This is a genomic window from Lysobacter sp. DMC104 (genome assembly GCF_056313665.1).
In genome coordinates this window covers 201,427-225,538 of the sequence record NZ_JBQUZW010000004.1, presented here as the reverse complement: position 1 = coordinate 225,538, position 24,112 = coordinate 201,427, and the positions used below count along the sequence as shown (strand labels likewise).

17 protein-coding genes are annotated in these 24,112 nt (G+C 68.6%); 6 read left to right on the top strand and 11 right to left on the bottom strand.

The window, feature by feature from the left end:
* Nucleotides 1–26 precede the first annotated feature (26 nt).
* Together ACT53R_RS07870 and ACT53R_RS07865 are read right to left on the bottom strand one after the other, a co-directional pair.
* On the bottom strand, nucleotides 27–434 hold the full coding sequence (locus ACT53R_RS07870) for a type II toxin-antitoxin system VapC family toxin (protein ID WP_476171300.1): 408 nt from the start codon (nucleotides 432–434) through the stop codon (nucleotides 27–29).
* Entirely contained in the window at nucleotides 431–685 is a 255-nt protein-coding gene (locus ACT53R_RS07865) for an AbrB/MazE/SpoVT family DNA-binding domain-containing protein (RefSeq protein WP_476171299.1), read from the bottom strand. The genes ACT53R_RS07870 and ACT53R_RS07865 overlap by 4 nt, the downstream gene beginning before the upstream one ends.
* A gap of 150 nt (nucleotides 686–835) precedes the next feature.
* Here ACT53R_RS07865 and acnA point away from each other — a divergent pair, with 150 nt between their 5' ends.
* From acnA to ACT53R_RS07845, 4 genes are all read left to right on the top strand, one after another.
* Complete coding sequence (gene acnA, locus ACT53R_RS07860; protein WP_476171298.1) at nucleotides 836–3,604, top strand: aconitate hydratase AcnA; 2,769 nt, start codon at nucleotides 836–838, stop codon at nucleotides 3,602–3,604.
* A 649-nt stretch (nucleotides 3,605–4,253) separates the two neighbouring features.
* Nucleotides 4,254–5,936 (top strand): long-chain fatty acid--CoA ligase, encoded by a 1,683-nt coding sequence (locus ACT53R_RS07855; protein ID WP_476171297.1) that lies wholly within the window; start codon nucleotides 4,254–4,256, stop codon nucleotides 5,934–5,936.
* Nucleotides 5,937–6,226: 290 nt separating this feature from the next.
* Complete coding sequence (locus tag ACT53R_RS07850; protein ID WP_476171296.1) at nucleotides 6,227–7,648, top strand: beta-ketoacyl-[acyl-carrier-protein] synthase family protein; 1,422 nt, start codon at nucleotides 6,227–6,229, stop codon at nucleotides 7,646–7,648.
* A gap of 32 nt (nucleotides 7,649–7,680) precedes the next feature.
* Nucleotides 7,681–8,589 (top strand): crotonase/enoyl-CoA hydratase family protein, encoded by a 909-nt coding sequence (locus ACT53R_RS07845; RefSeq protein ID WP_476171295.1) that lies wholly within the window; start codon nucleotides 7,681–7,683, stop codon nucleotides 8,587–8,589.
* 26 nt (nucleotides 8,590–8,615) lie between these two features.
* On the opposite strand, the gene ACT53R_RS07840 is transcribed toward ACT53R_RS07845, so the two are convergent.
* On the bottom strand, nucleotides 8,616–10,742 hold the full coding sequence (locus tag ACT53R_RS07840) for an ATP-binding protein (protein WP_476171294.1): 2,127 nt from the start codon (nucleotides 10,740–10,742) through the stop codon (nucleotides 8,616–8,618).
* A 77-nt stretch (nucleotides 10,743–10,819) separates the two neighbouring features.
* Between ACT53R_RS07840 and ACT53R_RS07835 the strand changes: the two genes are divergently transcribed.
* Nucleotides 10,820–11,128, top strand: coding sequence for an acyl carrier protein (locus ACT53R_RS07835; RefSeq protein WP_476171293.1), 309 nt, complete (start codon nucleotides 10,820–10,822; stop codon nucleotides 11,126–11,128).
* A 128-nt stretch (nucleotides 11,129–11,256) separates the two neighbouring features.
* Here ACT53R_RS07835 and ACT53R_RS07830 read toward each other — a convergent pair whose 3' ends face one another.
* From ACT53R_RS07830 to ACT53R_RS07815, 4 genes are all read right to left on the bottom strand, one after another.
* The gene (locus tag ACT53R_RS07830; RefSeq protein ID WP_476171292.1) at nucleotides 11,257–12,315 is read right to left on the bottom strand and encodes an HD-GYP domain-containing protein; all 1,059 of its coding nucleotides are present in this window, start codon (nucleotides 12,313–12,315) and stop codon (nucleotides 11,257–11,259) included.
* 254 nt (nucleotides 12,316–12,569) lie between these two features.
* A complete protein-coding gene (gene lysS / locus ACT53R_RS07825) occupies nucleotides 12,570–14,078 on the bottom strand; it encodes a lysine--tRNA ligase (protein ID WP_476171291.1) in 1,509 nt (502 codons plus the stop codon).
* A 67-nt stretch (nucleotides 14,079–14,145) separates the two neighbouring features.
* Nucleotides 14,146–15,274, bottom strand: a protein-coding gene (gene prfB / locus ACT53R_RS07820; protein ID WP_476171290.1) for a peptide chain release factor 2 whose coding sequence is annotated in 2 segments (ribosomal slippage) — nucleotides 14,146–15,198 and nucleotides 15,200–15,274 — 1,128 coding nt in all. Because the reading frame shifts where the segments join, the coding sequence is not laid out codon by codon here.
* Between the two features lie 81 nt (nucleotides 15,275–15,355).
* A complete protein-coding gene (locus tag ACT53R_RS07815; RefSeq protein ID WP_476171289.1) occupies nucleotides 15,356–16,252 on the bottom strand; it encodes a LytTR family DNA-binding domain-containing protein in 897 nt (298 codons plus the stop codon).
* A 151-nt stretch (nucleotides 16,253–16,403) separates the two neighbouring features.
* Between ACT53R_RS07815 and ACT53R_RS07810 the strand changes: the two genes are divergently transcribed.
* Nucleotides 16,404–17,618, top strand: coding sequence for an acyltransferase family protein (locus ACT53R_RS07810; RefSeq protein ID WP_476171288.1), 1,215 nt, complete (start codon nucleotides 16,404–16,406; stop codon nucleotides 17,616–17,618).
* Nucleotides 17,619–17,666: 48 nt separating this feature from the next.
* Here the strand turns inward: ACT53R_RS07810 and ACT53R_RS07805 are convergent, their stop codons facing one another.
* From ACT53R_RS07805 to greA, 4 genes are all read right to left on the bottom strand, one after another.
* Nucleotides 17,667–20,678, bottom strand: a complete 3,012-nt coding sequence (locus tag ACT53R_RS07805; protein WP_476171287.1) for a VIT domain-containing protein — start codon at nucleotides 20,676–20,678, stop codon at nucleotides 17,667–17,669.
* 117 nt (nucleotides 20,679–20,795) lie between these two features.
* Nucleotides 20,796–22,562, bottom strand: coding sequence for a single-stranded-DNA-specific exonuclease RecJ (locus ACT53R_RS07800; RefSeq protein ID WP_476171286.1), 1,767 nt, complete (start codon nucleotides 22,560–22,562; stop codon nucleotides 20,796–20,798).
* A gap of 61 nt (nucleotides 22,563–22,623) precedes the next feature.
* Entirely contained in the window at nucleotides 22,624–23,598 is a 975-nt protein-coding gene (locus ACT53R_RS07795; RefSeq protein WP_476171285.1) for a phosphoglycerate mutase, read from the bottom strand.
* A 9-nt stretch (nucleotides 23,599–23,607) separates the two neighbouring features.
* Nucleotides 23,608–24,084 carry a transcription elongation factor GreA gene (gene greA, locus ACT53R_RS07790; protein WP_476171284.1) on the bottom strand — a complete coding sequence of 159 codons (477 nt, stop codon included), beginning with the start codon at nucleotides 24,082–24,084 and terminating at the stop codon, nucleotides 23,608–23,610.
* Between the last annotated feature and the right edge of the window lie 28 nt (nucleotides 24,085–24,112).

Here is a 24,112-nt window from a genome sequence, read left to right as displayed (position 1 = left end):
CTGTGGGGCGGATATGGCGGGCAGGGTCAGGCGGCCGGGACGATCAGCTTGAGACCCTTGAAGTAATCGCGGAAGAATCGGTCGTCGCGGGTGATCAGTCCATTGCACTGTAGTAGGGCATGGGCACCGATCAGGAAATCGGGGGCGGCACGCGGCACGCTGCCGGCGGCGGCGCGCTGGCGATGACGGCGCTGCATTTCGCCGGCGCGCAGCGCGGACTTGGGTTCCAGCGGGCTGAAGCGGATGCTCATCTCCTCCAGCACCGCCAGCGCCTCGGCACCGTCGCGCAGCGCGCCGCAGATCTCGGCCAGCGCCACGTCGCAGACCACGACGGGGCCGGCACTCAGACACTGGCGGAGGCAGGCCTCGGCGGCATCGGCATGCGGGCCGTCGGTGAGCAGGTCGATCAGGACGGGCGCGTCGACGGCGATCACGCAGCAGGCGCCTCGTCGTCGGTGTCGTCGGCAGCACCACGCACCGCCTGCATCGCGGCATCGGTGGAGTCGAAGCCATCCAGCCGGAAGCGGCCGCGGGCACGGGAGACGGCATCGTCGACGCTCTTGCGCAGCACGATCCGGCTGCCTTCCAGCTCGACCTTGAGCACCGAGCCCTTGGTCAGCCCGAGCGCATCTCGCACGGCCTTGGGAAGGGTGATCTGCCCGCGTTCGGCAACGGTGGCTTCCATCGGCGGCTCCCGCTGAAGTATGCGGCCATCATACATACTTTTCCTTGCATACTCCACGGGCGCCGTGCAACGCGCAATCCCGCCGCCGGTGTCCTGCGGCGGCCATGGTGCGGGCCCATAATCGGTCCGTCCCCCATTCAGGAGCCCGCCATGCGCGATTCCTTCGGCACCCGCGCGCCGCTCGACGTCGACGGCCGCCGCCTCGTCCATTTCAGCCTGCCGCGGCTGGAATCCCGCTTCGGCCGCCTCGACCGCCTGCCCTACTCGCTGCGGGTCCTGCTCGAAAACCTGCTCCGCCACGAGGACGGCGTCAGCGTGCTGCCCGCGCACATCGCCGCCGTGGCCACCTGGGACCCGGCGAAGGAGCCGGACACCGAGATCGCCTTCATGCCGGCCCGCGTGGTGCTGCAGGACTTCACCGGCGTGCCCTGCGTGGTCGATCTGGCGGCGATGCGCGACGCGATGCGCGCCCTCGGCGGCGATCCGGCGCGGATCAACCCGCTGATCCCGTCCGAGCTGGTGATCGACCATTCGGTGCAGGTCGACGTCTACGGCAAGCGCGAGGCGCTGGACCTCAACGGTCGCATCGAATTCGACCGCAACCGCGAGCGCTACGGCTTCCTGCGCTGGGGCCAGCAGGCGTTCGCCGACTTCAAGGTCGTGCCGCCGAACACCGGCATCGTCCACCAGGTCAACCTCGAACATCTCGCCCGTGTGGTGATGACCCGCGAAGCCGCCCTGCCCGACGGCAGCACCGAAACCGTCGCCTTCCCGGACACCGTGTTCGGCACCGACAGCCACACGACGATGATCAACGGCATCGGCGTGCTGGGCTGGGGCGTGGGCGGGATCGAGGCCGAAGCGGCGATGCTCGGCCAGCCGTCGTCGATGCTGATCCCGCAGGTCGTCGGCTTCCGGCTGACCGGCAAGCTGCCGGAAGGCAGCACCGCCACCGACCTGGTGCTCACCGTCACCCAGATGCTGCGCAAGCACGGCGTGGTCGGCAAATTCGTCGAGTTCTACGGCGACGGTCTGCAGCACCTGCCGCTGGCCGATCGCGCCACCATCGCCAACATGGCGCCGGAATACGGCGCGACCTGTGGCTTCTTCCCGATCGACGCCGAATCCCTCGCCTACCTGCGCCTGTCGGGCCGCGACGAGGCGCAGATCGCGCTGGTCGAGGCCTATGCGAAGGCGCAGGGCCTGTGGCATGCGCCGGACAGCCCGCATCCCGAGTATTCGTCGACGCTGGCGCTGGATCTCGCCGACGTGCGGCCGTCGCTGGCCGGCCCGAAGCGCCCGCAGGACCGCGTGCTGCTCGAAGACGTGCAGGCCGACTACCGCAGCCATCTCGCCGGTTTCACCGCCGGACGCAAGTCGAAGGCCACCAACGGTGCCGTCTCGGATTTCGTCGAGGAAGGCGGCGGCCAGCCGCAGGCCGGGCAACTGGCTGCGCCCCCGAAGGTCAAGGTCCGGCTTCAGGATCACGACTGCGAACTCGGCGACGGCTCGGTGGTGATCGCCGCGATCACCTCCTGCACCAACACCTCGAATCCCGCAGTGATGCTGGGCGCCGGCCTGCTCGCCCGCAACGCCGTCGCGCGCGGCCTGAAGCCTGCACCGTGGGTGAAGACCTCGCTCGGCCCGGGTTCGCGCGTCGTCACCGACTATCTGGCGAAGGCCGGCGTGCTCGACGATCTGGAAGCGCTGGGCTTCTACGTCGTCGGCTACGGCTGCACCACCTGCATCGGCAACTCCGGCCCGCTGCCGGACCCGGTGTCGAAAGCGATCGCCGAGGGCGAACTGGCGGTGGCGTCGGTGCTGTCGGGCAATCGCAACTTCGAAGGCCGCGTGCATCCCGAAGTGAAGATGAACTACCTCGCCTCGCCGCCGCTGGTCGTCGCCTACGCCCTCGCCGGCACGGTCGACATCGACCTCACCCGCGACCCGCTGGGCACCGGCAGCGACGGCGCGCCGGTGTTCCTGCGCGACCTGTGGCCGAGCGCGAAGGAGGTCGGCGACCTTATCGCCGCCACCGTCGGGCCGGAAATGTTCGCGCGCAACTACGCCGACGTCTTCGCCGGCGACGCGCGCTGGAACGCGATCGCCTCGCCCGAGGGCGACGCCTACGCCTGGGACCCGGCCTCGACCTACATCAAGCATCCGCCCTACTTCGACGGCATGACCCTCGACGTCGGCCGGATCGAGGACATCCACGGCGCGCGCGTGCTGGGCCTGTTCGGCGATTCGATCACCACCGACCACATTTCGCCGGCGGGCAGCATCAAGCCCACCTCGCCCGCCGGGCTGTACCTGCAGTCGCGCGGCGTGGCGCCAGTGGACTTCAACAGCTACGGCTCGCGCCGCGGCAACGACGACGTCATGGTGCGCGGCACCTTCGCCAACATCCGCATCCGCAATCTGATGCTGGGCGGCGAGGAAGGCGGCAACACCCTGCACCAACCGTCTGGCGAGAAACTCGCGATCCACGACGCCGCCATGCGCTACAAGGCCGAAGGCGTGCCGCTGGTGGTGCTGGCCGGCAAGGAATACGGCACCGGCTCCAGCCGCGACTGGGCCGCCAAGGGCACGCTGCTGCTGGGCGTGCGTGCGGTGATCGCCGAGAGCTTCGAACGGATCCACCGCGCGAACCTGGTCGGCATGGGCGTGCTGCCGCTGCAGTTCGTCGAGGGCGAGAACGCGGCGACGCTGGGACTGGACGGCTCGGAGGTGTTCGACATCGTCGGTCTGGCCGACGGCGAATCGCGGACCGCGAAGGTACTGGCGCGCCGCCGCGACGGCACCGAGACCCGCTTCCAGGCCCGTGTGCTGCTGCTGACGCCGAAGGAAGTCGAGTATTTCCGCCATGGCGGCATCCTGCACTACGTGCTGCGACAGCTCGCCACGAGGAAGGACTGAGGCCGCTTCGTCGGGGGCGGAAACCCGGCCCTCGCGCAACGCGCGAGGGCGCTCGACGGCACGCGAACCGATGGTTCGCAAGCGTGCCGCCTCGCCCACCATGGCGGCATCCTGCACGACGTGCTGCGGCAGCTCGCCACGAGGTAGGACTGAGGCCGCTTCGTCGGGGGCGGAAACCCGGCCCTCGCGCAACGCGCGAGGGCGCTCGACGGCACGCGAACCGATGGTTCGCAAGCGTGCCGCCTCGCCCACCATGGCGGCATCCTGCACGACGTGCTGCGGCAGCTCGCCACGAGGTAGGACTGAGGCCGCTTCGTCGCGGGCGGAAACCCGGCCCTCGCGCAAGCGCGAGGGCGCTCGACGGCACGCGAACCGATGGTTCGCAAGCGTGCCGCCTCGCCCACCACGGCGGCATCCTGCACGACAGGCTGCGGGGGCTCGCGGCAAAAAGGACTGAGGACGCTCCCTCCGAGGTGGCAAAGCGGCCTGCCTGCGGACGGGCGGCAGCCACCCAGCCGGGATTGGAAAAGGCGCGCATCGGGAACCGTACGCCGGCGTCTTGCGGCCATTTGGAGCCTATGCTCCAATCGGGCCAGCCATCCAGAGCCGCTTTCAGCGGCCACACGCATCATCCCGGGGAGGGATCTGAATGAATCTCGAGCGTCCATGGCTTGCAAGCTATCCCGCAGGCATTCCCGACACCGTCAACGTCGACGAGTACGCCTCGATCGTCGCCGTGCTCCAGTCCTCGCTGGAGAAATACCGCGACCGCACCGCATTCTCGAACATGGGGCGTTCGATCACGTATGCCGAGGTCGATCGCTACAGCAAGCAGTTCGCGGCCTATCTGCTGGGCGAACTCAAGCTCAAGAAGGGTGATCGCGTCGCGATCATGATGCCGAACTGCCTGCAGTATCCGATCGCGATCTTCGGCGTGCTGCGCGCGGGCCTGACGGTGGTCAACGTCAACCCGATGTACACGCCGCGCGAACTCAAGCACCAGCTCGTCGATTCCGGCACCAGCGCCATCGTGGTCCTCGACAACTTCGGCCACACCGTGCAGGAAGTGCTCGCCGACACGTCGCTGAAGAAGGTCGTGACCACCGGGCTGGGCGACATGCTGTCGTTCCCGAAGGGCAACATCGTGAACTTCATGCTGCGCCACGTGAAGAAGATGATCCCGGACTACGACATCCCCGGGGCCATCCGCTTCAAGGACGCACTCACGCTCGGGCAGATGCACGCGTTGCCGGAGATCCGGATCGCCTCGGACGACATCGCGTTCCTGCAATACACCGGCGGCACCACCGGCGTCGCCAAGGGCGCGATGCTCACCCATCGCAACCTCGTGGCGAACATGCAACAGGCCTCGGCCTGGGTCTCGGGCCTGACGCAGGAAGGCAGCGAACTGATCGTCACCGCGCTGCCGCTGTACCACATCTTCGCGCTCACCGCGAACTGCCTGGTCTTCATGAAGCTGGGGGCGCGCAACCACCTCATCACCAACCCGCGCGACATGCCCGGGTTCGTGAAGGAACTGGCGGGCATCCCCTTCACCGCGATCACCGGCGTGAACACGCTGTTCAACGGTCTGCTGAACACGCCCGGCTTCGACAAGGTCGATTTCTCGCACCTGCGCCTGACCCTCGGCGGCGGCATGGCCGTGCAGCGCGCGGTCGCCGAACGCTGGAAGCAGGTCACCGGCTGCACCCTGGTCGAAGCCTACGGCCTGACCGAGACCTCGCCCGCGGCCTGCATGAACCCGCTCGACCTGCCGGAGTACAACGGCGCGATCGGCCTGCCGATCCCCTCCACCACCGCCTGCCTGAAGGACGTGGAAGGCAACACCGTGCACGCCATCGGCGAGGTCGGCGAGCTGTGCATCAAGGGCCCGCAGGTGATGAAGGGGTACTGGCAGCGCGCGGAGGAGACCGCGAAGGTCATCGACGCGGAAGGCTGGCTGCATACCGGCGACATGGCGAAGATGGATGAAAACGGTTTCTTCTACATCGTCGACCGCATGAAGGACATGATCCTCGTGTCCGGCTTCAACGTGTATCCGAACGAAGTCGAGGACGTGATCGCGATGATGCCGGGCGTGCTCGAAGTCGCCGCCGTCGGCGTGCCCGACGACAAATCGGGCGAAGCCGTGAAAGTGGTCATCGTGAAGAAGGATCCGGCGCTCACCGTCGAACAGGTGAAAGCGCATGCGCGCGAGAACCTGACCGGCTACAAACAGCCCAGATTCGTCGAGTTCCGGACCGAGTTGCCGAAGACGAACGTCGGCAAAATCCTGCGTCGCGAACTCCGCGAAAAATCCGGAAGCAGTTGATTAGCGCGGAATTAGCGAAAACCGTCGCATTTTGAGTCGAAGACCGGGAGAAATTCCCGGTCTTTTTTTTGGCATGCCACACAACTTGAAGTTTCAATGAATTCGGCGCATACAGTTGCCGACGGGAAATCAAACAGCCGTTAGCCGGGGACCGGCGCACCGCAACGGTCGGCGGGACTCGAACGACAGGGGGATTCATGACCACGCACCAAGCACATTGACGCGGGGACCGATGTCAGGGGGATGCCGACACCGGCATCGGTCCACCGACGGGTCCGGCCGACATCGTCATGCGGGAACGCGTCCCGCACGGATGCCACGGCGACCCACGCTCCACCCGACCCCCGCCTCCGCGACCGTCGCGGGCGTCGAAGCGCGCGGCGCCGGTATCCCGGCGCCCCGGACCGCGGTCCACGATCCGGCACGCGCTCCCGCACGTCCTCCGCGTCGCCCAATCCGCACCAGGAAATCGCCACGCAATGGCCAGGAATCCAGTCGCTATCACGGGACTCGGCGTATTGTCGCCGATCGGACTCGACCTCGGTGAGGTCGAAGCATCGATCGCGTCGACGCGATCGGGCATCGTCCCGTTCGAGGCGCCGCCGCTGAAAAGGACATTTCCCGCCGGCGTCGTGCAGGCCCGCTTCGAGGATCGCTTCACGCCGCTGGAACTGCCGTTCCTGGATCGCTGCCAGCAGATGGCGATCGTGGCCGCCGACCAGGCCATCGCGCAGTCGGGACACACGGATTTCGGGGCCTACGGCATGCGCGCGGCGCTGCACTACGGCAACGTCAACGGCGGCGTGGGGACGGCCCAGGCGTGGTACCGGCAGATGCTGGTCGACGGCAAGCAGGCGTCGCGCCCGTTCACCGCCATGGCCATCATGGGCAACGCGGGCGCGGCACAGATCTCGATCCGCCGCATCGTGCGCGGACCGGTCATCACCCACGCCAGCGCCTGCAGTTCCTCCGGCGTGGCGATCGCCGAAGCGGCACGGGCGATCGCCGACGGCCATCTCGACGTCGCCATCGCCGGCGGCGCCGAAGCGCCGCTGACCGCGAGCCTGCTCGGCGTGTTCGACGGCACCCGCTCGCTCGCGAAGCTCGACGAGGATGACCCGTCGCGTTCGTGCAAGCCGTTTTCCTCGAGGCGCAGCGGCCTCGTCGTCGGCGAGGGCGCGGCCTTCTTCGTGCTGGAATCCGAGCGCAACGCGCGCGCGCGCGGCGCGGAGATCCTCGGCTACGTGAGCGGCTGCGCCATCGGCAGCGACGCCTGGCACATCGGCATGCCGCACGCCGAGGGCCAGCGCGAGACCCTGCGGCAGGCGCTGGCCTGCGCCGAACTCGCGCCCGGCGACATCGGCTACGTCAATGCCCACGCCACCGCGACCACCGGCGGCGACGTGATCGAATCCGACGCGATCCGCTCGGTGTTCGGCACCGGTTCCGGCGCGCCCGCGGTCAGCTCCACGAAGGGCGTGCACGGGCACCTGCTCGGCGCCACCAGCGCGCTCGAAGCGGTGATCACGCTTGCCGCGATCCGCACCTCCACCCTCCCTGCCACCGCGCATCTCGACCAGATCGACCCGAAATGCGCGTTGAACCATATCCCCGGCGAAGCCGCGACGGGCACGAAGATCGCACACGCGCTCTCGTTCTCCTGCGGCTTCGGCGGCACCAACGCAGCCCTGATCCTTTCGTCCGCCATTTGATCCCCTTAACCGATCGCCACCCGGAGAATCCCATGAACGCCACCTCGCAGCTGATGAACTTCGCTTCCGCCAACACCCACAGCCGCGTCACCGCCGAAGTCCGCCGACAGAAGAAGGACAGTCTGTGGCTGACCCTCCATCGCGATGCGAACCGTGGCGTTCACAACTTCACGCCCGCACTGCTGGGCGAGCTGCGCAGCGTGATCGACGGCCTGCGCCGCACCGACGGGCAATGGCCGGTCGGTGCGACCACCACCGACATCGGATACCTCGTGCTGAAGTCCTCCGATCCGGAATACTTCAGCGTCGGCGGCGACCTCAAGCATTTCCGCACCTGCATCGCCGAAGGCAACGCGGCCGCGCTGCTGGGTTATTCGCGCCAGTGCCTCGACCTGCTGGCCGACTGGTCGAACCTGCTGAAGGACCGCATGACCTCGATCGCGCTGGTCCAGGGCCGCGCGCTGGGCGGCGGCTTCGAGATGGCGTTGAGCGCCGACTACATCATCGCCGAGGAGCACAGCTCCTTCGGTTTCCCGGAAATCATGTTCGGCCTGTTCCCGTGCACCGGCGCGATGGGACTGCTGGCACGCCGCGTGGGCGCGATCCGTGCGGAACGGATGATGACCGAGAACAAGATCTACACCGCGCAGCAACTGCTGGACATGGGCGTGATCGACGAAGTCTGTCCCACCGGCGCCGGCGAGCGCACCACCGAAGCCTACATCGCCCGCCACACCGCGCGGCAGAAGGCGTTCCTGAAAGTGCAGCAGAGCCGGATCCGCATGTCGCCGTTCGACTACGTCGAAGCCGAGCAGATCGTGCACGACTGGGTGGAACTGGCGATGGGCCTGACGGCCGAGGAACTGCGCACGCTGGACATGCTGATCCTCATGCAGGAAGGCGGACGCAAGCCGAAGACGGCGGATCGCAAGGCGGCATGAGCGCGGCACACATCGGGCCGCGACAGTCAGCCATCCAGTGCGATGCGGTTCTCCAGGATCGCATTGAGCGACTTGATGCTCTCGGCGGCGAGCTCCTGCGCCTCCCGCAGCCACTGGTGCCGCGTGGACCGCAGTTCCTGCGCGCTCAGGCCCATCAGCCGACCCGCGGTCGAGGCCAGGCGCACGGCGCCCACGCTCAGGCTCACGCCCTTGAGCGAATGCGCCTCGTGGCGGATCGCCTCGATGTCCTCGGCGGCGGCGCTGCGCGCAAGCTGTTCGACCAGCTTGTCGATGTCGGAAATGGCGTCGCCCAGCATCGCTTCGAGGAACTGGCGCGATGAATTGATCTCCAGGAGATTTTCGATCGCATCCATGCTGATGTACTCGACCGGCACGATCTTCAGCTGGCTGCGCACATCGAGCACCGGCTGCGCATCCCGCTGCCGCGGCGTCGCCGACTCGTCGTCGCCGATCGTCAGCGGATAATCGGCCGGGTCCGCCACCAGCGCCGTGCGCAGCTTGTGGAAGGTGATCGGCTTGTGGATCACCCCGCCCGCGCCGACCGCCAGCAGCTTGCGCTGCGTGGTCTCGGACGTGTCGGCGGTGATGAAGAACGTGGGCGCGGTCTTCACCTTGCCGAAGCGATAGATCTGGAAGACCTGCGCACCGTCCATGTCGGTCATGTTGAAGTCGAGGAAGATGGCGTCGTACTCGTTCGCCGCCAGGCACTCGAGCGCTTCGACACCCGAATGCACGGCCTCGACGTCATGGCCGTCCTTGATCAGCATCTCCTGCAGCAGTCGCAGGTTGACCGGATGGTCGTCGGCGATGAGGATGCGGCGCCGCGAGACCGGTCCGGGCATGTCGCGCGACGGCTCCGGGGCCGCGGCCATTTCGTGCGGCGACTTCTTCAGCCGCAGCTCGAACCAGAACACGGTGCCCTCGCCCGCGCGGCTGTCGACCTGCAGGTTGCCGCCCATGCGGCGCACGTGTTCGTAGGCGATCGAGGTGCCCAGGCCGGTGCCGCCGTACTTGCGCTTGGACCCGGTCTCGACCTGGTAGAACGGCTCGAAGATCTTGTCCAGGTGTTCCTGCGGAATGCCGATGCCGGTGTCGGACACGCGGAAGCTGACCACGTACTCGCTGGCGCGATCGTGGATCAGCGACACGCTGACGCTGACGCGCCCCTTGTCGGTGAACTTCACCGCATTGCCGGCCAGGTTCATGAGCACGCTGGTGAGTTCGTGCTCGTAACCGAGGATCGGCGCGGAAATGGCGCCGTCGTAGGCGATGTCGAGCGCGATGCCCTTGCGCAGCGCGATCGGCTCGAGGGCGATGCGCAGGTGGCGCGTCACCGCATCGAGCCTGAACGTGGTCATTTCGCTCTGGCCGGTGCCCGCCTGGATCTTCGACAGGTCGAGCAGCTGCTTGATCTCGCCGTCCAGCGCCGCGGACAGGTCGAGGATCGCGGTGACGCGTTCGAGGATCGAGGGATCGTGGTGTTCCGCGGCGATGAGCTGTGCCGATGAGACGATGCCGGTGAGCGGCGTGCGCAGCTCGTGGCTGACGTTGGCCAGCAGCTGCGACTTCGCCTTGCTCTCGCTTTCGGCGTGGTTCCTCGCCGCGTGCAGGTTGCGGATCAGCGTCGATGCATACAGCGGCACGATCAGCAGCACGACGGTGTGCGACACCGCCGCCATCGTCTCGCCTTGCCAGATCGGCGAATACACCGCGACCAGGCCGAAGCCCGCGATCGCGACGGCCTGGCAGATGCGCATCGGCAGGATGCCGATCCGGAAACCGAAGCCGAGGATCGTGAACAGATAGAAGCTGGTGAAGAGGATCGACGCCCGGCCCATCAGGAACAGCCAGGCCGACAGCATGATCGGATCGAAGATCGCGGTGAACAGCACCTGGTCCCGCACTGGCAGCAGGCGCTGGTAGCGCGCCATGTACCACGCTGTCAGGTTGTACAGGGTGTAGATGATCGAAAGCCCGACGACCTCGCGCATGCCGATCGCAGGCGACGACGTGCCCCACACCGAGATGGCGGTCACGATCAGCGACAGGACCGGGAAACCCAGCTTCAACCGCAGCGTCGCCTGCGCGCGGACGCTGTCGGTCAGGTGCGGATTGTGAGAGCGGCTTTCCATCGCGGCGACCCTTCGTGACGTGCTACCATGACCGACGTTTTCCCGCGAAATTACGCAGGAAAAGCGAAGCGACGACCATGTCGCCCGCATCGTCAAGCGCAACCTCGCCCGCAGCGACAGCGGAAACGGTCAGGAGACGCGAAGTGGAAAAGAACAGGATCATGGAGCATCTGATCCGCATGCTCCACGAAAAATTCGGGACCGATCCCGTTTCGGTCACCGCCGAGACGCGACAGCAGGATCTCGGCATCGATTCCATTCTCCTTGTCGACCTGATGCTGGACCTGGAAGACGAGCTGGGCTTCTCGTTCCAGAGCATGGCGCTTCCGCCGAATCCGTCGATCGGCGACATCTGCGAACTCGTCGCGCAGAACATGGCCGCCTGAGTCCGCGAGCGACGACGCGCACCGCGTGTCGCCGCCGTCCCGGACACACCTTCATTGCATCGGGCCCGCCCTTTCGCCGGAGCCCCTGTCTCCCGCATTACGAGGACGACAGGCAGGCCGGCGTTCACCTATTGCATTCCAGGTCTGGGCGAACTCGTGGAATAGCGTTCGCAGATGTCTTCCAGTCGCGCGCGGTTGTTGACCAGCGCCTGCACGCACTGCGGATCGAACAGCTTGCCGCTCTGCTCCTGCAGGAAGTCCAGGGCATTGTCGAAGCTCCACGGCGCCTTGTACGGGCGCGGCGAAATCAGCGCATCGAACACGTCGGCGACGGCGACGATGCGCGCCTCGACCGGAATCTGCTGGCCGCTGAGGCCATCCGGGTAGCCGCTGCCGTCGAAGCGTTCGTGATGGCGCAGCGCGATCAGCGCGCCGACCTGGATGAAACGGTTCTGGCTGCCACTGAGCAGTTCGTGGCCGATCTGCGGATGCCGGCGCATGATGCCGAGTTGCTGCTCGTCCAGCGGACCGGGCTTGAGCAGCACATCGTCGGGGATCGCGATCTTGCCGATGTCGTGCAGCGGTGCGGCCAGCTCGATCAGCCGGACCTCTTCCTCCGACATGCCCAGCCCCTCGGCGATCAGGCCGGCGATGTGGGCCATGCGTTCGAGATAGGCGCTGGTGCCGATGTCGCGGTATTCGATCGCCCGCGCCAATCGCGACAGCGTCTCGCGCTCGCGCTCCTCGACCTCGTGCATGCTCGACAGCAGGCGCTGCTCCAGCGAGAGCGCGCGCTGCTTGATCGATTCGGACTGCTGGCGCAGTTGCAGCAGGTTGCGGCAACGGGCGCGCAGTTCGCGCGGGCGCACCGGCTTGACCAGGAAGTCGATGACGCCGGCGTCGAGCGCGGCCTGACGGATCGGTTCGTCGCCGACCACGGTGACCAGCACGATCGGCACGTCGCGGTTGCCCAGCGAACGGCGGAACCGGCGCGCGAACTCCAGACCGTCGATCACCGGCATGCGGTAATCGAGCAGCAACAGGTCCGGACGGTTGTTCTCGGACCAGCGCAGCGCTTCCTCGGAATCGCCGAAGTCGAACACCTCAAGCTCGGGGCTGATGTCCTCGAGAATGTGGCGCAACATCGTGCGCGCGGACGTCTGGTCGTCGACGATGACGATTTTCACGGAGTTGCCCCACATGCGGATACCGTGCGTCCTTGCCTCTGTCGTGATGGGATGGCGCGATGACTTCCTGGGCGGAAATTTAAAGCAATTTCCGTGCCTTGTCTCGCATGTTGCCGTTTCGTCACCATCTTAAGCGAAACGGCGTGCCCGAGGGCATGCGGCCAGCGCAACGCCGCGATTTTCGTGCCGGAACCGCGACGGGCGTTCGTGCCGATCGCGGTGCCGTGCGATACGCCCGAACGACCGCCCCGCCCTCAGCTTTCGGGGCGCATGTACGGGAACAGCAGCACGTCGCGGATCGACACCGAGCCGGTCAGCAACATCACCAGACGGTCGATGCCCACGCCCAGCCCGCCGGTCGGCGGCAGGCCCACTTCCAGCGCGCGGATGTAGTCGGCGTCGTAGTGCATGGCCTCGTCGTCGCCGCCTTCCTTCGCCTCGACCTGCGCCCGGAAGCGCGCGGCCTGGTCCTCGGGGTCGTTGAGCTCGGAAAACCCGTTCGCCATCTCCTTGCCGCCGATGAACAACTCGAAGCGGTCGGTGATGCCCGGCTCGGTGTCCGACTCGCGCGCCAGCGGCGACACTTCCACCGGGTAGTGGGTGATGAAGGTCGGCTGGATCAGGTCGGCCTCGACCGTCTTCTCGAAGATCTCCAGCAGCAGCTTGCCCCAGCCGTACGCCGGCTTGACGTGGATCTTCAGCCGCGCGCAGTGGGCGGCGAGCGCCTCGCGATCGCGGCAATCGGCGACCGAGATCTCCGGGTTGCACTCGCGCACCGCCTCTTCCAGCTTCCAGCGGCGGAACGGCGCGCCGATGTCGATGGTGTTGCCGTCCCAGACCACCTCGTCGATACCGACGGCATCGCGGGCCACATCGCGGATCAGTCCTTCGGTCAGGTCCATCACCTCGGTGTACGTGGCGTAGGCCTCGTACAGTTCGAGCATCGTGAACTCGGGATTGTGCCGCGTGCTGACGCCTTCGTTGCGGAAGTTGCGGTTGATCTCGTACACGCGCTCGAAACCGCCGACGACGAGGCGCTTGAGATACAGCTCCGGCGCGACGCGCAGGTACAGGTCGAGGTCCAGCGCGTTGTGGTGCGTGGTGAACGGACGCGCAGTCGCGCCGCCGGCGATGTAATGCATCATCGGCGTCTCGACCTCCTGGAAGCGGCGCGCGTCCAGCCAGCGGCGAATCGCCGAGACGATGCGCGAGCGCTTGCGGAAGACCTCGCGCGATTCCGGCGTGACGATGAGATCGACGTAGCGCTGGCGATAACGCTGTTCGACGTCGGCCAGGCCATGCCACTTGTCCGGCAGCGGACGCAGCGACTTGGTCAGCAGGCGCAGCGATGCGACCTTCACCGACAGCTCGCCGGTCTTCGTGCGCATGAGCGTGCCTTCGGCGCCCACGATGTCGCCGACGTCCCAGTGCTTGAAGGCGTCGTAGGTCTCGCCCAGCGCGTTCGACTGCAGGAACAACTGGATGGCGCCGGTCATGTCCTGGATCTGCGCGAACGCGGCCTTGCCCATCACGCGCTTGGCCATCAGGCGTCCGGCGACCGCGACGCTGCGGCCTTCGGCCTCCAGCGCCTCGCCGGTCCAGCGCTCGGCATCCTCGTACGCGTCCTGCAGGTCGCGGGCGTAGTCGCGGCGCGCGAAGTCGTTCGGAAACGCCACGCCCTGCCCGCGCAGGGCGGCGAGTTTGCCGCGACGCTCCGCGATGAGGGCGTTGTCGTCGGGCGGCAGGGTCTGGTCGTCGGTCATGGTCGTGTGCTGGCGTCGTGGAACGTGATCGGAAGGAACAACAAGCGGAAAGCAATCGAACGGGCGATCAGACGGCGTCGCTGCGTTTGGCGCCGGCCTCCAGCCCGGATTTCAGGCTGGCTTCGAGGAATTCGTCGAGGTCGCCGTCGAGCACCTTCTGGGTGTCGCTGCGTTCCACGCCGGTGCGCAGGTCCTTGATGCGGCTCTGGTCGAGCACGTAGTTGCGGATCTGGCTGCCCCATCCGATGTCGGCCTTGGTCGCTTCCAGCGCGTCCTTCTCGGCGTTGCGTTTCTGCACCTCGATCTCGTACAGCTTGGCCTTCAGCATCTTCATCGCACGATCGCGGTTGGCGTGCTGGCTGCGCTCGGTCTGGCAGGCCACGACCACGCCGCTGGGCACATGCGTGATGCGCACCGCGGACTCGGTCTTGTTCACGTGCTGGCCGCCCGCACCGGACGACCGGTACACGTCGGTCTTCAGGTCCGCCGGATTGATGTCGATCTCGATGTCGTCGTCGACTTCCGGCGCCACGAACACCGAGGTGAACGAGGTGTGGCGGCGGTTGTCGGAGTCGAACGGCGACTTGCGCACCAGCCGGTGCACGCCGATCTCGGTCTTGAGCCAGCCGTAGGCGTAGTCGCCCTCGACCCGGAACGTGGCCGACTTGATGCCGGCGACGTCGCCGCCGCTGACTTCCATCAGCTCGGCCTTCCAGCCGCGCGATTCGGCCCAGCGCAGGTACATGCGCAGCAGCATTTCCGCCCAATCCTGGGCCTCGGTGCCGCCGGCGCCGGCCTGGATGTCGACGAACGCGTTGGAGGCGTCCATCTTGCCGGAGAACATGCGCTGGAATTCCAGTTGCTCGACACCGCGGGCATAGCGCTCGACGTCGGCCTGGATGGCGAGCGCGGTATCGTCGTCCTCTTCCATCTCGACCAGTTCGAGCAGTTCGCCCGCCCCGACGAGGCCGTCCTTCAGGTCGCGGATGCCGTTGACGGTCTTGTCGAGCATCGAGCGCTCGCGGCCCAAGGCCTGCGCGCGTTCGGCGTCGTTCCAGACGTCGGGGCTTTCCAGTTCGCGGTTGACTTCTTCCAGACGCTCGACCTTGGCGTCGTAGTCAAAGATACCCCCTCAGCGCATCGAGCCGACCGGTGAGGTCGGCGATGCGCTGGCGGATCGGGTTGAGTTCGATCATGGCGATGTGCGCTTGCAGCAAAGACCCGGGATTCTAGCAGCCCCGGCCGCCGCCACGCGCACGGAACCGCGCCCCGGCCGCTCAGGCCGCCACGCGGGCACGCAGGGCGTCGCGGTAGGTGCGGCTGCACGGCACGACGGCGCCGTCCTGCAGGTGGATCCTGGCATCGCCGCTGTCCAGCGGCTCCAGCGAGGTGATCCGGTCGAGGTTGACGATGTAGCTGCGATGCACCCGCTGGAACCGGCCGGCGTCGAGCCGCGCCTCGATCCCGGCGATAGTGCTGCGCAGCGGATAGTCGTGGCCGCGGACCCGCAGGTTGACGTAGTTGCCGGCGGCCTGCAGCCATTCGATGTCCTCGGCGGCGATGAGGAAATCCCGACCCAGCTTGCGGACGAGGAAGCGTTCCGGGCGGTCGACCGGCTCCACAGGTTCGCCTTCGTCGGGCGGCCCCAGCAGCGTGGCCTCGCCCTGCAGGCGGCGGATCATGAAGCGATAGGCTTCGATCAGCGCGACCAGCATCAGGTAGCCGCGCAGGTCCTTGAGGTACTCGTAGGCCAGCTCGCGCGGCCAGTCGCCGAAGTCGTAGTGTTCGCCAAGGGCGGCATACGCCACCTTGCGCAGCGCGACCATGCCGACCACATGGACCAGCGAGAACACCACGCTGCCCAGCAGGTGCAGCCCGATCCGCCGGCCCAGCGCGTCCCACAGCAAGGGCACGCGGCGGGTCCAGGCCACCACGGCGGGCGCGAGGACCAGCACCATCACGCCGCTGGACCACTCCCAGACCGCCGGTTCCCAATCCGCGAAATCCAGCCCGACGCGACGGATGTCCATCAGCACGGTGATGGTGTTGGCGACGGCGTTGGTCACCGTCATCACGATCCAGAACGCGACCTCGATCGGTCGCCGCCACCGCCAGAACCATGCGGGGCCGGGCAGCGTCCCGGGGCTGGGGGTGGAAACATCGTTTGCGGGCATCGGCGCATTCTAGGGGCCGCTCGGTCGATCCGATCCCCGACCCGTCCCTACTGCCCCGCGGCTCGTCCCTTTTCCATCGCGATCAAGCACTTGACGCTGGCGGTCGTGGCCGCCGCAGCAAGACTGCATCGACTTCCGAGGAGAGACGACGATGCAACGCCGACACGATCTGGACTGGGTCCGGGTGGCCGCCTTCTTCCTGCTGGTGCTGTACCACACCGGCATGTACTACGTGACCTGGGACTGGCACGTGAAGAGTCCCTACGCCAGCGAGGCGCTGGAGCCCTTCATGCTGATCAGTTCGCCGTGGCGGCTGTCGCTGCTGTTCCTGGTGTCGGGCACCGCCACCGCGTTCCTGTTCGCGAAGAGCGAGGTGGCGGGCAAGGGGTTCCTCGGCGCGCGCTCGTGGCGGCTGCTGGTCCCGCTGGTGTTCGGGATGCTGGTCATCGTCACCCCGCAGAGCTATTACGAGGTCGTGGAGCAGTTGCCGGGCGGCTACCACGACGGCTACCTGGCGTTCTGGGGGCGCTACCTGCAGGCCGACCCGAACTTCTGCCGCGAAGGCGACTGCCTCGACGTCCCGACCTGGAACCACCTGTGGTTCGTCGCCTACCTGTGGATCTACACGCTGGTCGCCTGGATCGGGCTGCGCGGGCTCCCGCGCGCGATCGAGGCCGCGGGGGACTGGTGCGAACGCCATCTGGTCGGCGTCGGGCTGCTGCTGTGGCCCGCGCTGCTGCTCGCCCTCGCCCGTCTGGTGCTGGTCGGGCGGTTCGAGCAGACCCATGCGCTGGTCGACGACTGGTACAACCACGCCCAGTACCTGCCGCTGTTCCTGCTGGGGATCGTGATCGCGCGGCGTGATGCCGTGTGGGACGCCCTGCACCGCCAGCGCTGGATCGCGCTGGCGCTGGCGGCGGCCGGGTATGCCTTCATCGTCTGGTACTTCCACGGCAGCGGCTATTCCGACGACGCCGGCCACGAACCGCCGTGGCTGCTGCGGGCCATGCAGCGCGTGGTCTGGGCCCTGTTCCAGTGGACCGCGATCGCCGCGATCCTCGGCTTCGCCCGCGGCGCCGTGGTGCGCGAAACGCCGGCGCTGCGCTACCTGCGCGAGGCGGTGTTCCCGGTCTACATCCTCCACCAGACCGTCATCGTCGTGCTGGCCCACGACGTCCAGCCGCTCGGGCTGCGGCCCGCCGTCGAAGACCCGCTGCTGGTGCTGGCGACCTTCGCGCTGTGCTTCCTCGGCTTCGAAGCGATCCGCCGCGTGCGCTGGCTGCGGCCACTGTTCGGGCTGGGGCCGAAACCGAAGACCGTCGCCGGACGTGGTGCGGTCGCGATACCGGCCGCCGACACGGCCTGACGACACGATGGCGCGCCCGCATCGCCGGGCGCGCCATCGGGCATCGCGTCACTTCACCGTGAACTCGCCCACCAGCACGGTCTCGCTCTGCCCGCTCAGGCGCAGGGTCACCGCTTCGTTCTTCTGCCGCGACGTGCCCCAGCCGGTGCTGAAGACGAGGTTGAGCGTAGTCGCGCCGGTCACGATCTGCTGGCGGTCACCGAAGAAGTTGGCTTCGACCTTGTACTTGCCCGGCTTGGCGTTCTTCAGCACGAATTCCTCGGGGCCGTAGCCACCGGTGAAGTCGTCGCTGAGCAGGCCGCCCTGGTACGTGTTGCGGTTGCCGTAGTAGCACTTCTCGCCGTTCGGGTCGGTCACCCACAGGTCCATGTCGCTGTTGTCGCTGTCCCAGGCCAGCACCACGCGCAGGTCCAGCGGCATGTTCTTCAGCAGGCGCGGATCGATGAACGCCGTGTCCAGCGGCGTCGGGCTGGTGGCGATGATGCCGTTCATCTCGTTCAGCGCGACCAGCTCCACTTCGGAGAAGCGGCCGTCCCACGGCCGCGCGGCGACGTCGTACAGATGGCGGATGCCTTCCTGGCGATCGCCGGCCGCGGCCAGCGCCAGGCCGAGGTCGCGATGGCTCTGCGGTTCCTCGTCGGCGAGGCGCAGCACCTCGCGCAGCACGTCGACCGCGTGGTCGAAGTCCTTCGCCTGCATCAGCCGGTAGCCCAGCACGCGCAGCACGTGGCGGTTTTCGAGATCGAGTTCGGCGAGGTTGGACAGCACGCGCAGCGCCTCGGCGCGACGGCCCGCCTTCAGCAGCAGATCGGCGACGTCGAGATAGAACGCGGTGCTCGATGCGTGGCTGTCGCGCTCGTCGAGGTAGATCGCGTACAGATCCTCCGGCTTGGCTTCGCGCAGGCGGTGGGCATACGGCGAATCCGGCGCCCACGTCTGGAGCTGGATCGAGACGCCTTCGCCGGCATGGCCGTCGTCGCCATCCGCCTTGCGGGCAAGTCCCGGAGCCGCGACGGCGTCCGCGGCAGCCTCAAGATTGGCCGCGCGGCCCGCAGGCAGCTCGCGGGTCTGGAAGTCGTCGCTGCGCTGGCGCGCGGCCTCCTCAGGAGCGGGTGCACTCATCGCCGGGGCCGGCGGGGGCGGCGGCGGCGCACCCGCGGCCATCGCCATGGCGACCTTGTCGTCCGCCTTCGGTTTCGGCGGCGCGCCCTTCGGGAAATCGCGCTTCCACCATGTCAGGCGATCGGCGAAGCGAGCCGCCACGTCGTCGAGGCGCTGGCTGCGCGACTGCGCCTGCTCGGTCGCCTGCGTGCGGCGCAGCGCGGCGACCTCATCATGGAGCGCGGCCGGCGCGGGAATGTCGTAGCGCACGTAGTCGGCGGCGTTCTCCAGCACCAGCAGCGAGGTGCCCGGCGTCACCAGCCCGAAACGCTGGCCGAGGCGCGTGATCGACGCCCGGCGCAGTTCCGGCTCGGCCATGTCCGCCGCGACCTGCCACGACGCCCACAGCGTCGCCGCGAGGTCGCTCTCCGGCGCGTCGGCCGGCACGCGCACTTCGACGGTGCGGGTCTCGCCGCCGGTGCGCAGGCGCACGCGCACGGTCGCGTCGCGCTCGGTCATGCGCCCGGCCACGCGCACGACGCCACCGTCGATGCGCCACGCCTGCGGCTTCAGGTCGTCGATGCCGTCGCCTTCCAGCGCGATGATGCGGGCACCGTCGTCGAGCAACGCGGCGGTGGCGGCGTCGAGACCGTCGCGGCCCTGCCACTGCACCAGCCGCCCGCCGCGGGCCTCGGCCAGCGCCGACAGGCGCACGGCGTCGCCCTTGGCACCGGCGGAATCGAGCGCATACAGCGCCTGGCCTTCGCGCAGCCCCGGGAACCCCTTGTGGCCGTAATTGCGCAGGCCGTCGCTGACCAGCAGGTATTCGCCGATGCCCGCTTCCGGCGTCCAGTCGGCCAGATCGCTGGCGCCGTCGTACACCGCGGCTTCGAGCGCCTTGCGCAGCGCGCTCCAGTCGCCGCCGCGGATCTCGAAACGGCCGCCGTCCTCGCCCACGTCGCGCAGGAAGCGCAGGCGCACACTGCCGTCGCCCATCGCCTTGAAGTAGCGATCGAGCAGCGCGAACTCGCCTTGGCGATCGCGATTGCGCGCCGACGCCGACGCGTCCCACAGCAGGCCGACCGAGGTCGGCAACTTGCGCAGGCGGCCGTGTTCCAGCGCCACCGGCACATCGACCAGCGCGAAGCGCTCGCCGTCGTACGCCTGCACCACCGCACCGGCCTCCGCCGCCACCGGCAGGCGCAGGCCGAGCCGACGCATCCGCGACAGGCAATCGACGCAGTCCACGTGCTCGCGCAGCACGTCGTACTTCGCGGTCCAGCCGCCGCGGGCACGCTCGAACTTCAGCGCATCGAAATTGCCGACCTGCGCCGGCGCCGTGCGCGGCCCGCGGGCGCGGATCGCCAGCGACGCGCCGTCGGCCTGGTCGAGCAACTGCACCGGGACGTCGATGCGCCAGGCATCACCATCGCGACGCAGCGCCTCGTCGATGGTCAGCCGCACCTGGCGCGTGCCGTGCGCCGGGATCGGATACACGCGCAGCCGGAACTGGTTGCCGGCGGTCTGTTCGAGCAGGCCCGGATCGACGTTGCGCCGCTCCACGCTCTCGAACACCTGCTGCGCCTTGGGCTTGGGCACCGGCACCGCCTCGCGCAGCGCGCCAGCGACGTCCAGCGCGAAACCGCTGACCTGCTGGCCGGGCTGCAGCGGGAAGCTCAGGTTGCCTTCGAGCAGGCGATCGTTGGGATTGAACAGCGTCAGCAGCACGGTAGTGCGCGCGAGGCCGCCATCGGTCTCGACCTGCACCGACGCGCTGCGCAGGGCGACCGGCACCTTCGCGCCGGGGGCGACGATCAGCGGCGGCGCGACGAGCGCGGGTTCGGGGCGCGGTTCGGGCGCGGTGCGCTGCTGCGCGCCGGCGGGCGTGGCGAGGCTCTGGCCGAGCAGCAGCCCGGCAGCGAGGGTGAGAGCGGCGGAGCCGGCGAGACTGCGGGACATGCGGGGTTCCCCTGGGGCGATGACCGTTCAACGGGCGGTCGCCGCGAACGGGGTCGAAGACGATGCATCGTAACCGCGCCGCAGCGCGATCCGTCCGACGCCCGGCCGAAGTGACCGTCAGGCGATGGCGACGGCGTGGCGGACGCGCAGCTGCAGCCGGGTTTCGTCGCGGAAGGTGTTGGCGTCCAGCTCGAAGGCCATGCGCACCTGCTGCCCGATCTCCACCGGCCGCACGCCGTCGCGGACGGCACCGAACCAGATGGCCTCGAACCGGTGCGACGCCATGCCGACCGTGAGTTTCAGATGCGTGCCGTCGCCGACGGTGCGCAGGTCGAGCACGCGGCCATCGCCGCGGAACACCGGCGATTCCCACTGCCGACCGAAGGGTTCCAGCGCCGCCAGTTCGTCGATCAATGCGAGGTCGGGCAGCGCCGTCAGCACGCCGTCGGTGAGGACGCGCGGACCCGGCGTCGCGTCGGCCAGGGTACGTTTCGCCACCCGATCGAACGCCGCAGAAAAGCGCGCCAGCCCTTCGCGGTGCAGGGTGACGCCGCCGGCGCCGGCATGTCCGCCCCAGGCGATGAAGTCCTCCGGATGCGCCGCCGCGATCTCCGCGAGCGCATCGCGGACGTGGAACCCCGGCACCGTACGCAGCGACGCCGTCAGCGCATCGCCCTCCTGCCGCGGGGAGAAATACGCCACCGGGCGTCCGAAGGCCTCGACCAGGCGCGCCGCGCAGACGCCGTGCACGCCGGGATGGCCTTCCGGATCGAACACGGTCAGTGCCACGGCGCCCGCGGCGGCCTGCGCTTCCGCCATCGGCGTCGCGCGCCGCAGCATGCTCGACTGCACCCGCTTTCGCTCGGCGTTGTGCTCGACGAGCGCCTGCGCCAGCCGCACGGCCTCGGCCTCGTCCGTGCACATCAGCAGATCCACCGCGCCCAGCGCACAGTCGAGCCGGCCGCGGGCGTTGATGATCGGCCCGAAGCTGAAGCCCAGCGTCGCCGCAGTGATCGGCCCGCTGCACTTCGCGACGCGATGCAGGGCGCGCCAGACCGGGCGCGCATCGGGCGCGTTCATCAGCGCGAGCCCGCGCAGCAGCACGGCGCGGTTGTTCTGCGACCGCGCCAGGTCCACGCAGTCGGCCATGGTGCCCAGCGCGACGAGATCGAGCAGCCCGCCGAGACGCGGCGCGTTCGACGGCAGATGGCCCATCTCGACCAGCCGTTGCCGCACCGCGCAGCACAGCAGCCAGGCCACGTGCACGCCGGCGATGTGCGGATCGGCGAACGCCGAGTCCTCGCGCATCGGGTTGATGCAGGCCAGCGCCGCGGCGGGCGGGCCTTCGCCGGGGATGCCGTGGTGGTCGGTGACGATGGTCTCGAGCCCGTGCTCGCGCAGCAGCGCGATGCGCGCGTGGTCCGAACTGCCCTGGTCGGCGGTGATGACCAGCGCGGGCCGCGGCGCCGAGTCGAGAATGCGCCGGGTCACGCTCTCCGAAACGCCATAGCCTTCGCGCAGGCGATGGCCGATGTAGCCGTGGATGCGCGCCTCGGGCACGCCGAAGTGGTCGCGCAGCGCGATGCGCAGCACCGCGTGCGCGGAGGCACCGTCGCAGTCGAAATCCGACAGCAGGACGAACGGCAGGCCGTCGATCACGGCGCGGGCCACGGCGTCGGCGGCGACGTCGATGTCGGGCAGGCGATCGGGCGCGTCGAGCGCCGCGAGCGCGGGCCGGACCAGCAGCGACACGCGGTCGGCGTCCGCATCGCCGAGCCGACCGGCGATGACCTGCGCCTGCAACGGCGTGTAGCCGGCGGACAGCGCGGCCTGTTTCACGGCCTGCGACACGGGCCGGTCGACGATGCGGACGGGTTCCGGCATCAGGCGCCACCGCGCGACGGGCCGGCCGCGGCTTGCGGCCGGACGGCGTTCGGGAACGGCCTCACGCGGCGTTGCCGGCGGCGGACGGCGACGTCCACGCGCGACGCCAGACGCGCCAGCGCTGGCCGCGCGTCAGGTGCAGGCGCATGCCGTCGGCGGCATCGAGATCGAGGGCAGCGAGCTTGCGGGTGTCGAGCGCGGCGAACGCCGGCACCAGCCAGTCGCGCTGTAACGCCGCGAGATCGCGCACGCGGCGCAGGTCGAACAGCGACAGCGCGTCGGGATCGGCCGCGAAACCGGCGGGCAGCGTCGTCGCGATCCGTCCGGCGCAGGCGGCGAAGGCGCGCAGCGCTTCGTCGTCGCTGTGCAGGCGCGTCGCGGCGCACGTGCACTGCGTCGGCAGCGTGCCGCCGCCCCAGGCCCAGAGCGCGTTGATCGACACCAGTCCGCGTTCGGCGCGGGTCACATTCCACGGGTGGTTGTGCAGCACGATCTGCGCTTCGCTGAGCAGCGTGCGCCAGCGCCGCGCGTCGTCGCCTTCGGGCTGGTGATCGAACAGGTCCTCGCCCAGCGCCGCGTCGGGATCGCTGAAGCGCGGCAGCGTCGCCTCGCGTGCGAGGCGCAGGTACCAGCGATCGTGCGCGGGCGCGTCCAGCGCGAAACCGCTGTCGCCGAAGATCGGCTTCAGTGCCGGCAGCAACGCGTCCGCATCCTCGCGCGACAGCCCGAGGCGAGCACCGACGCCGAGCAGGCGCGCGCCGTTGATGTCGGCGCGGACGTGCGCGGGATCGAGGCGCAGCCAGGTCGCGCCGGCGGCATCGCCGGCGTCGATCTGGCGGGTGAGTGCGGCCGGCGACCAGCGTGCCGGCGTCGGCACGCAGTGACGCAGGCGCTGCGCGTCGGGGCCGGGTTCGCCGGGAGGCAATACGTCGGCCCGCCCGAGGCGCGCGGCGACGGCATCGGCCAGCGATTGCTTGCCGAAACCGGACCAGGCCGGCAGCAGGAACACGGCATGCGTCGAGGCCGCCTGCGTCATGGCCGGCCGTCAGCCTTCGTAGGCGACTTCGATCAGTTCGTACTCGCGCTTGCCGGCGGGCGCGTCGATCTCGACCGTGTCGCCCTCGTGCTTGCCGATCAGCGCACGCGCCAGCGGCGAGGAGATCGCGATCAGGCCCTGCTTGATGTCGGCTTCGAGGTCGCCGACGATCTGGTAGCGCTTTTCCTCGTCGCTCTCGACATCCGCCAGCATCACGGTGGCGCCGAACACCACGCGGCTGCCGGCGTTCAGCGTGGACACGTCGATGATCTGCGCATGCGACAGCTCGGCTTCGAGCTGCTTGATGCGCCCCTCGATGAAGCTCTGCTGCTCGCGCGCGGCATGGTACTCGGCGTTTTCCTTCAGATCGCCGTGGGCACGGGCCTCGGCGATCGCGGCGATCACCGCCGGCCTCTGCACCGATTTCAGCTGTTCCAGTTCGCCGCGCAGCCGCTGCGAACCCTTCAGGGTCATCGGCGATCGCATGCCCGCCTCCCTTCGACCATTCCGACCA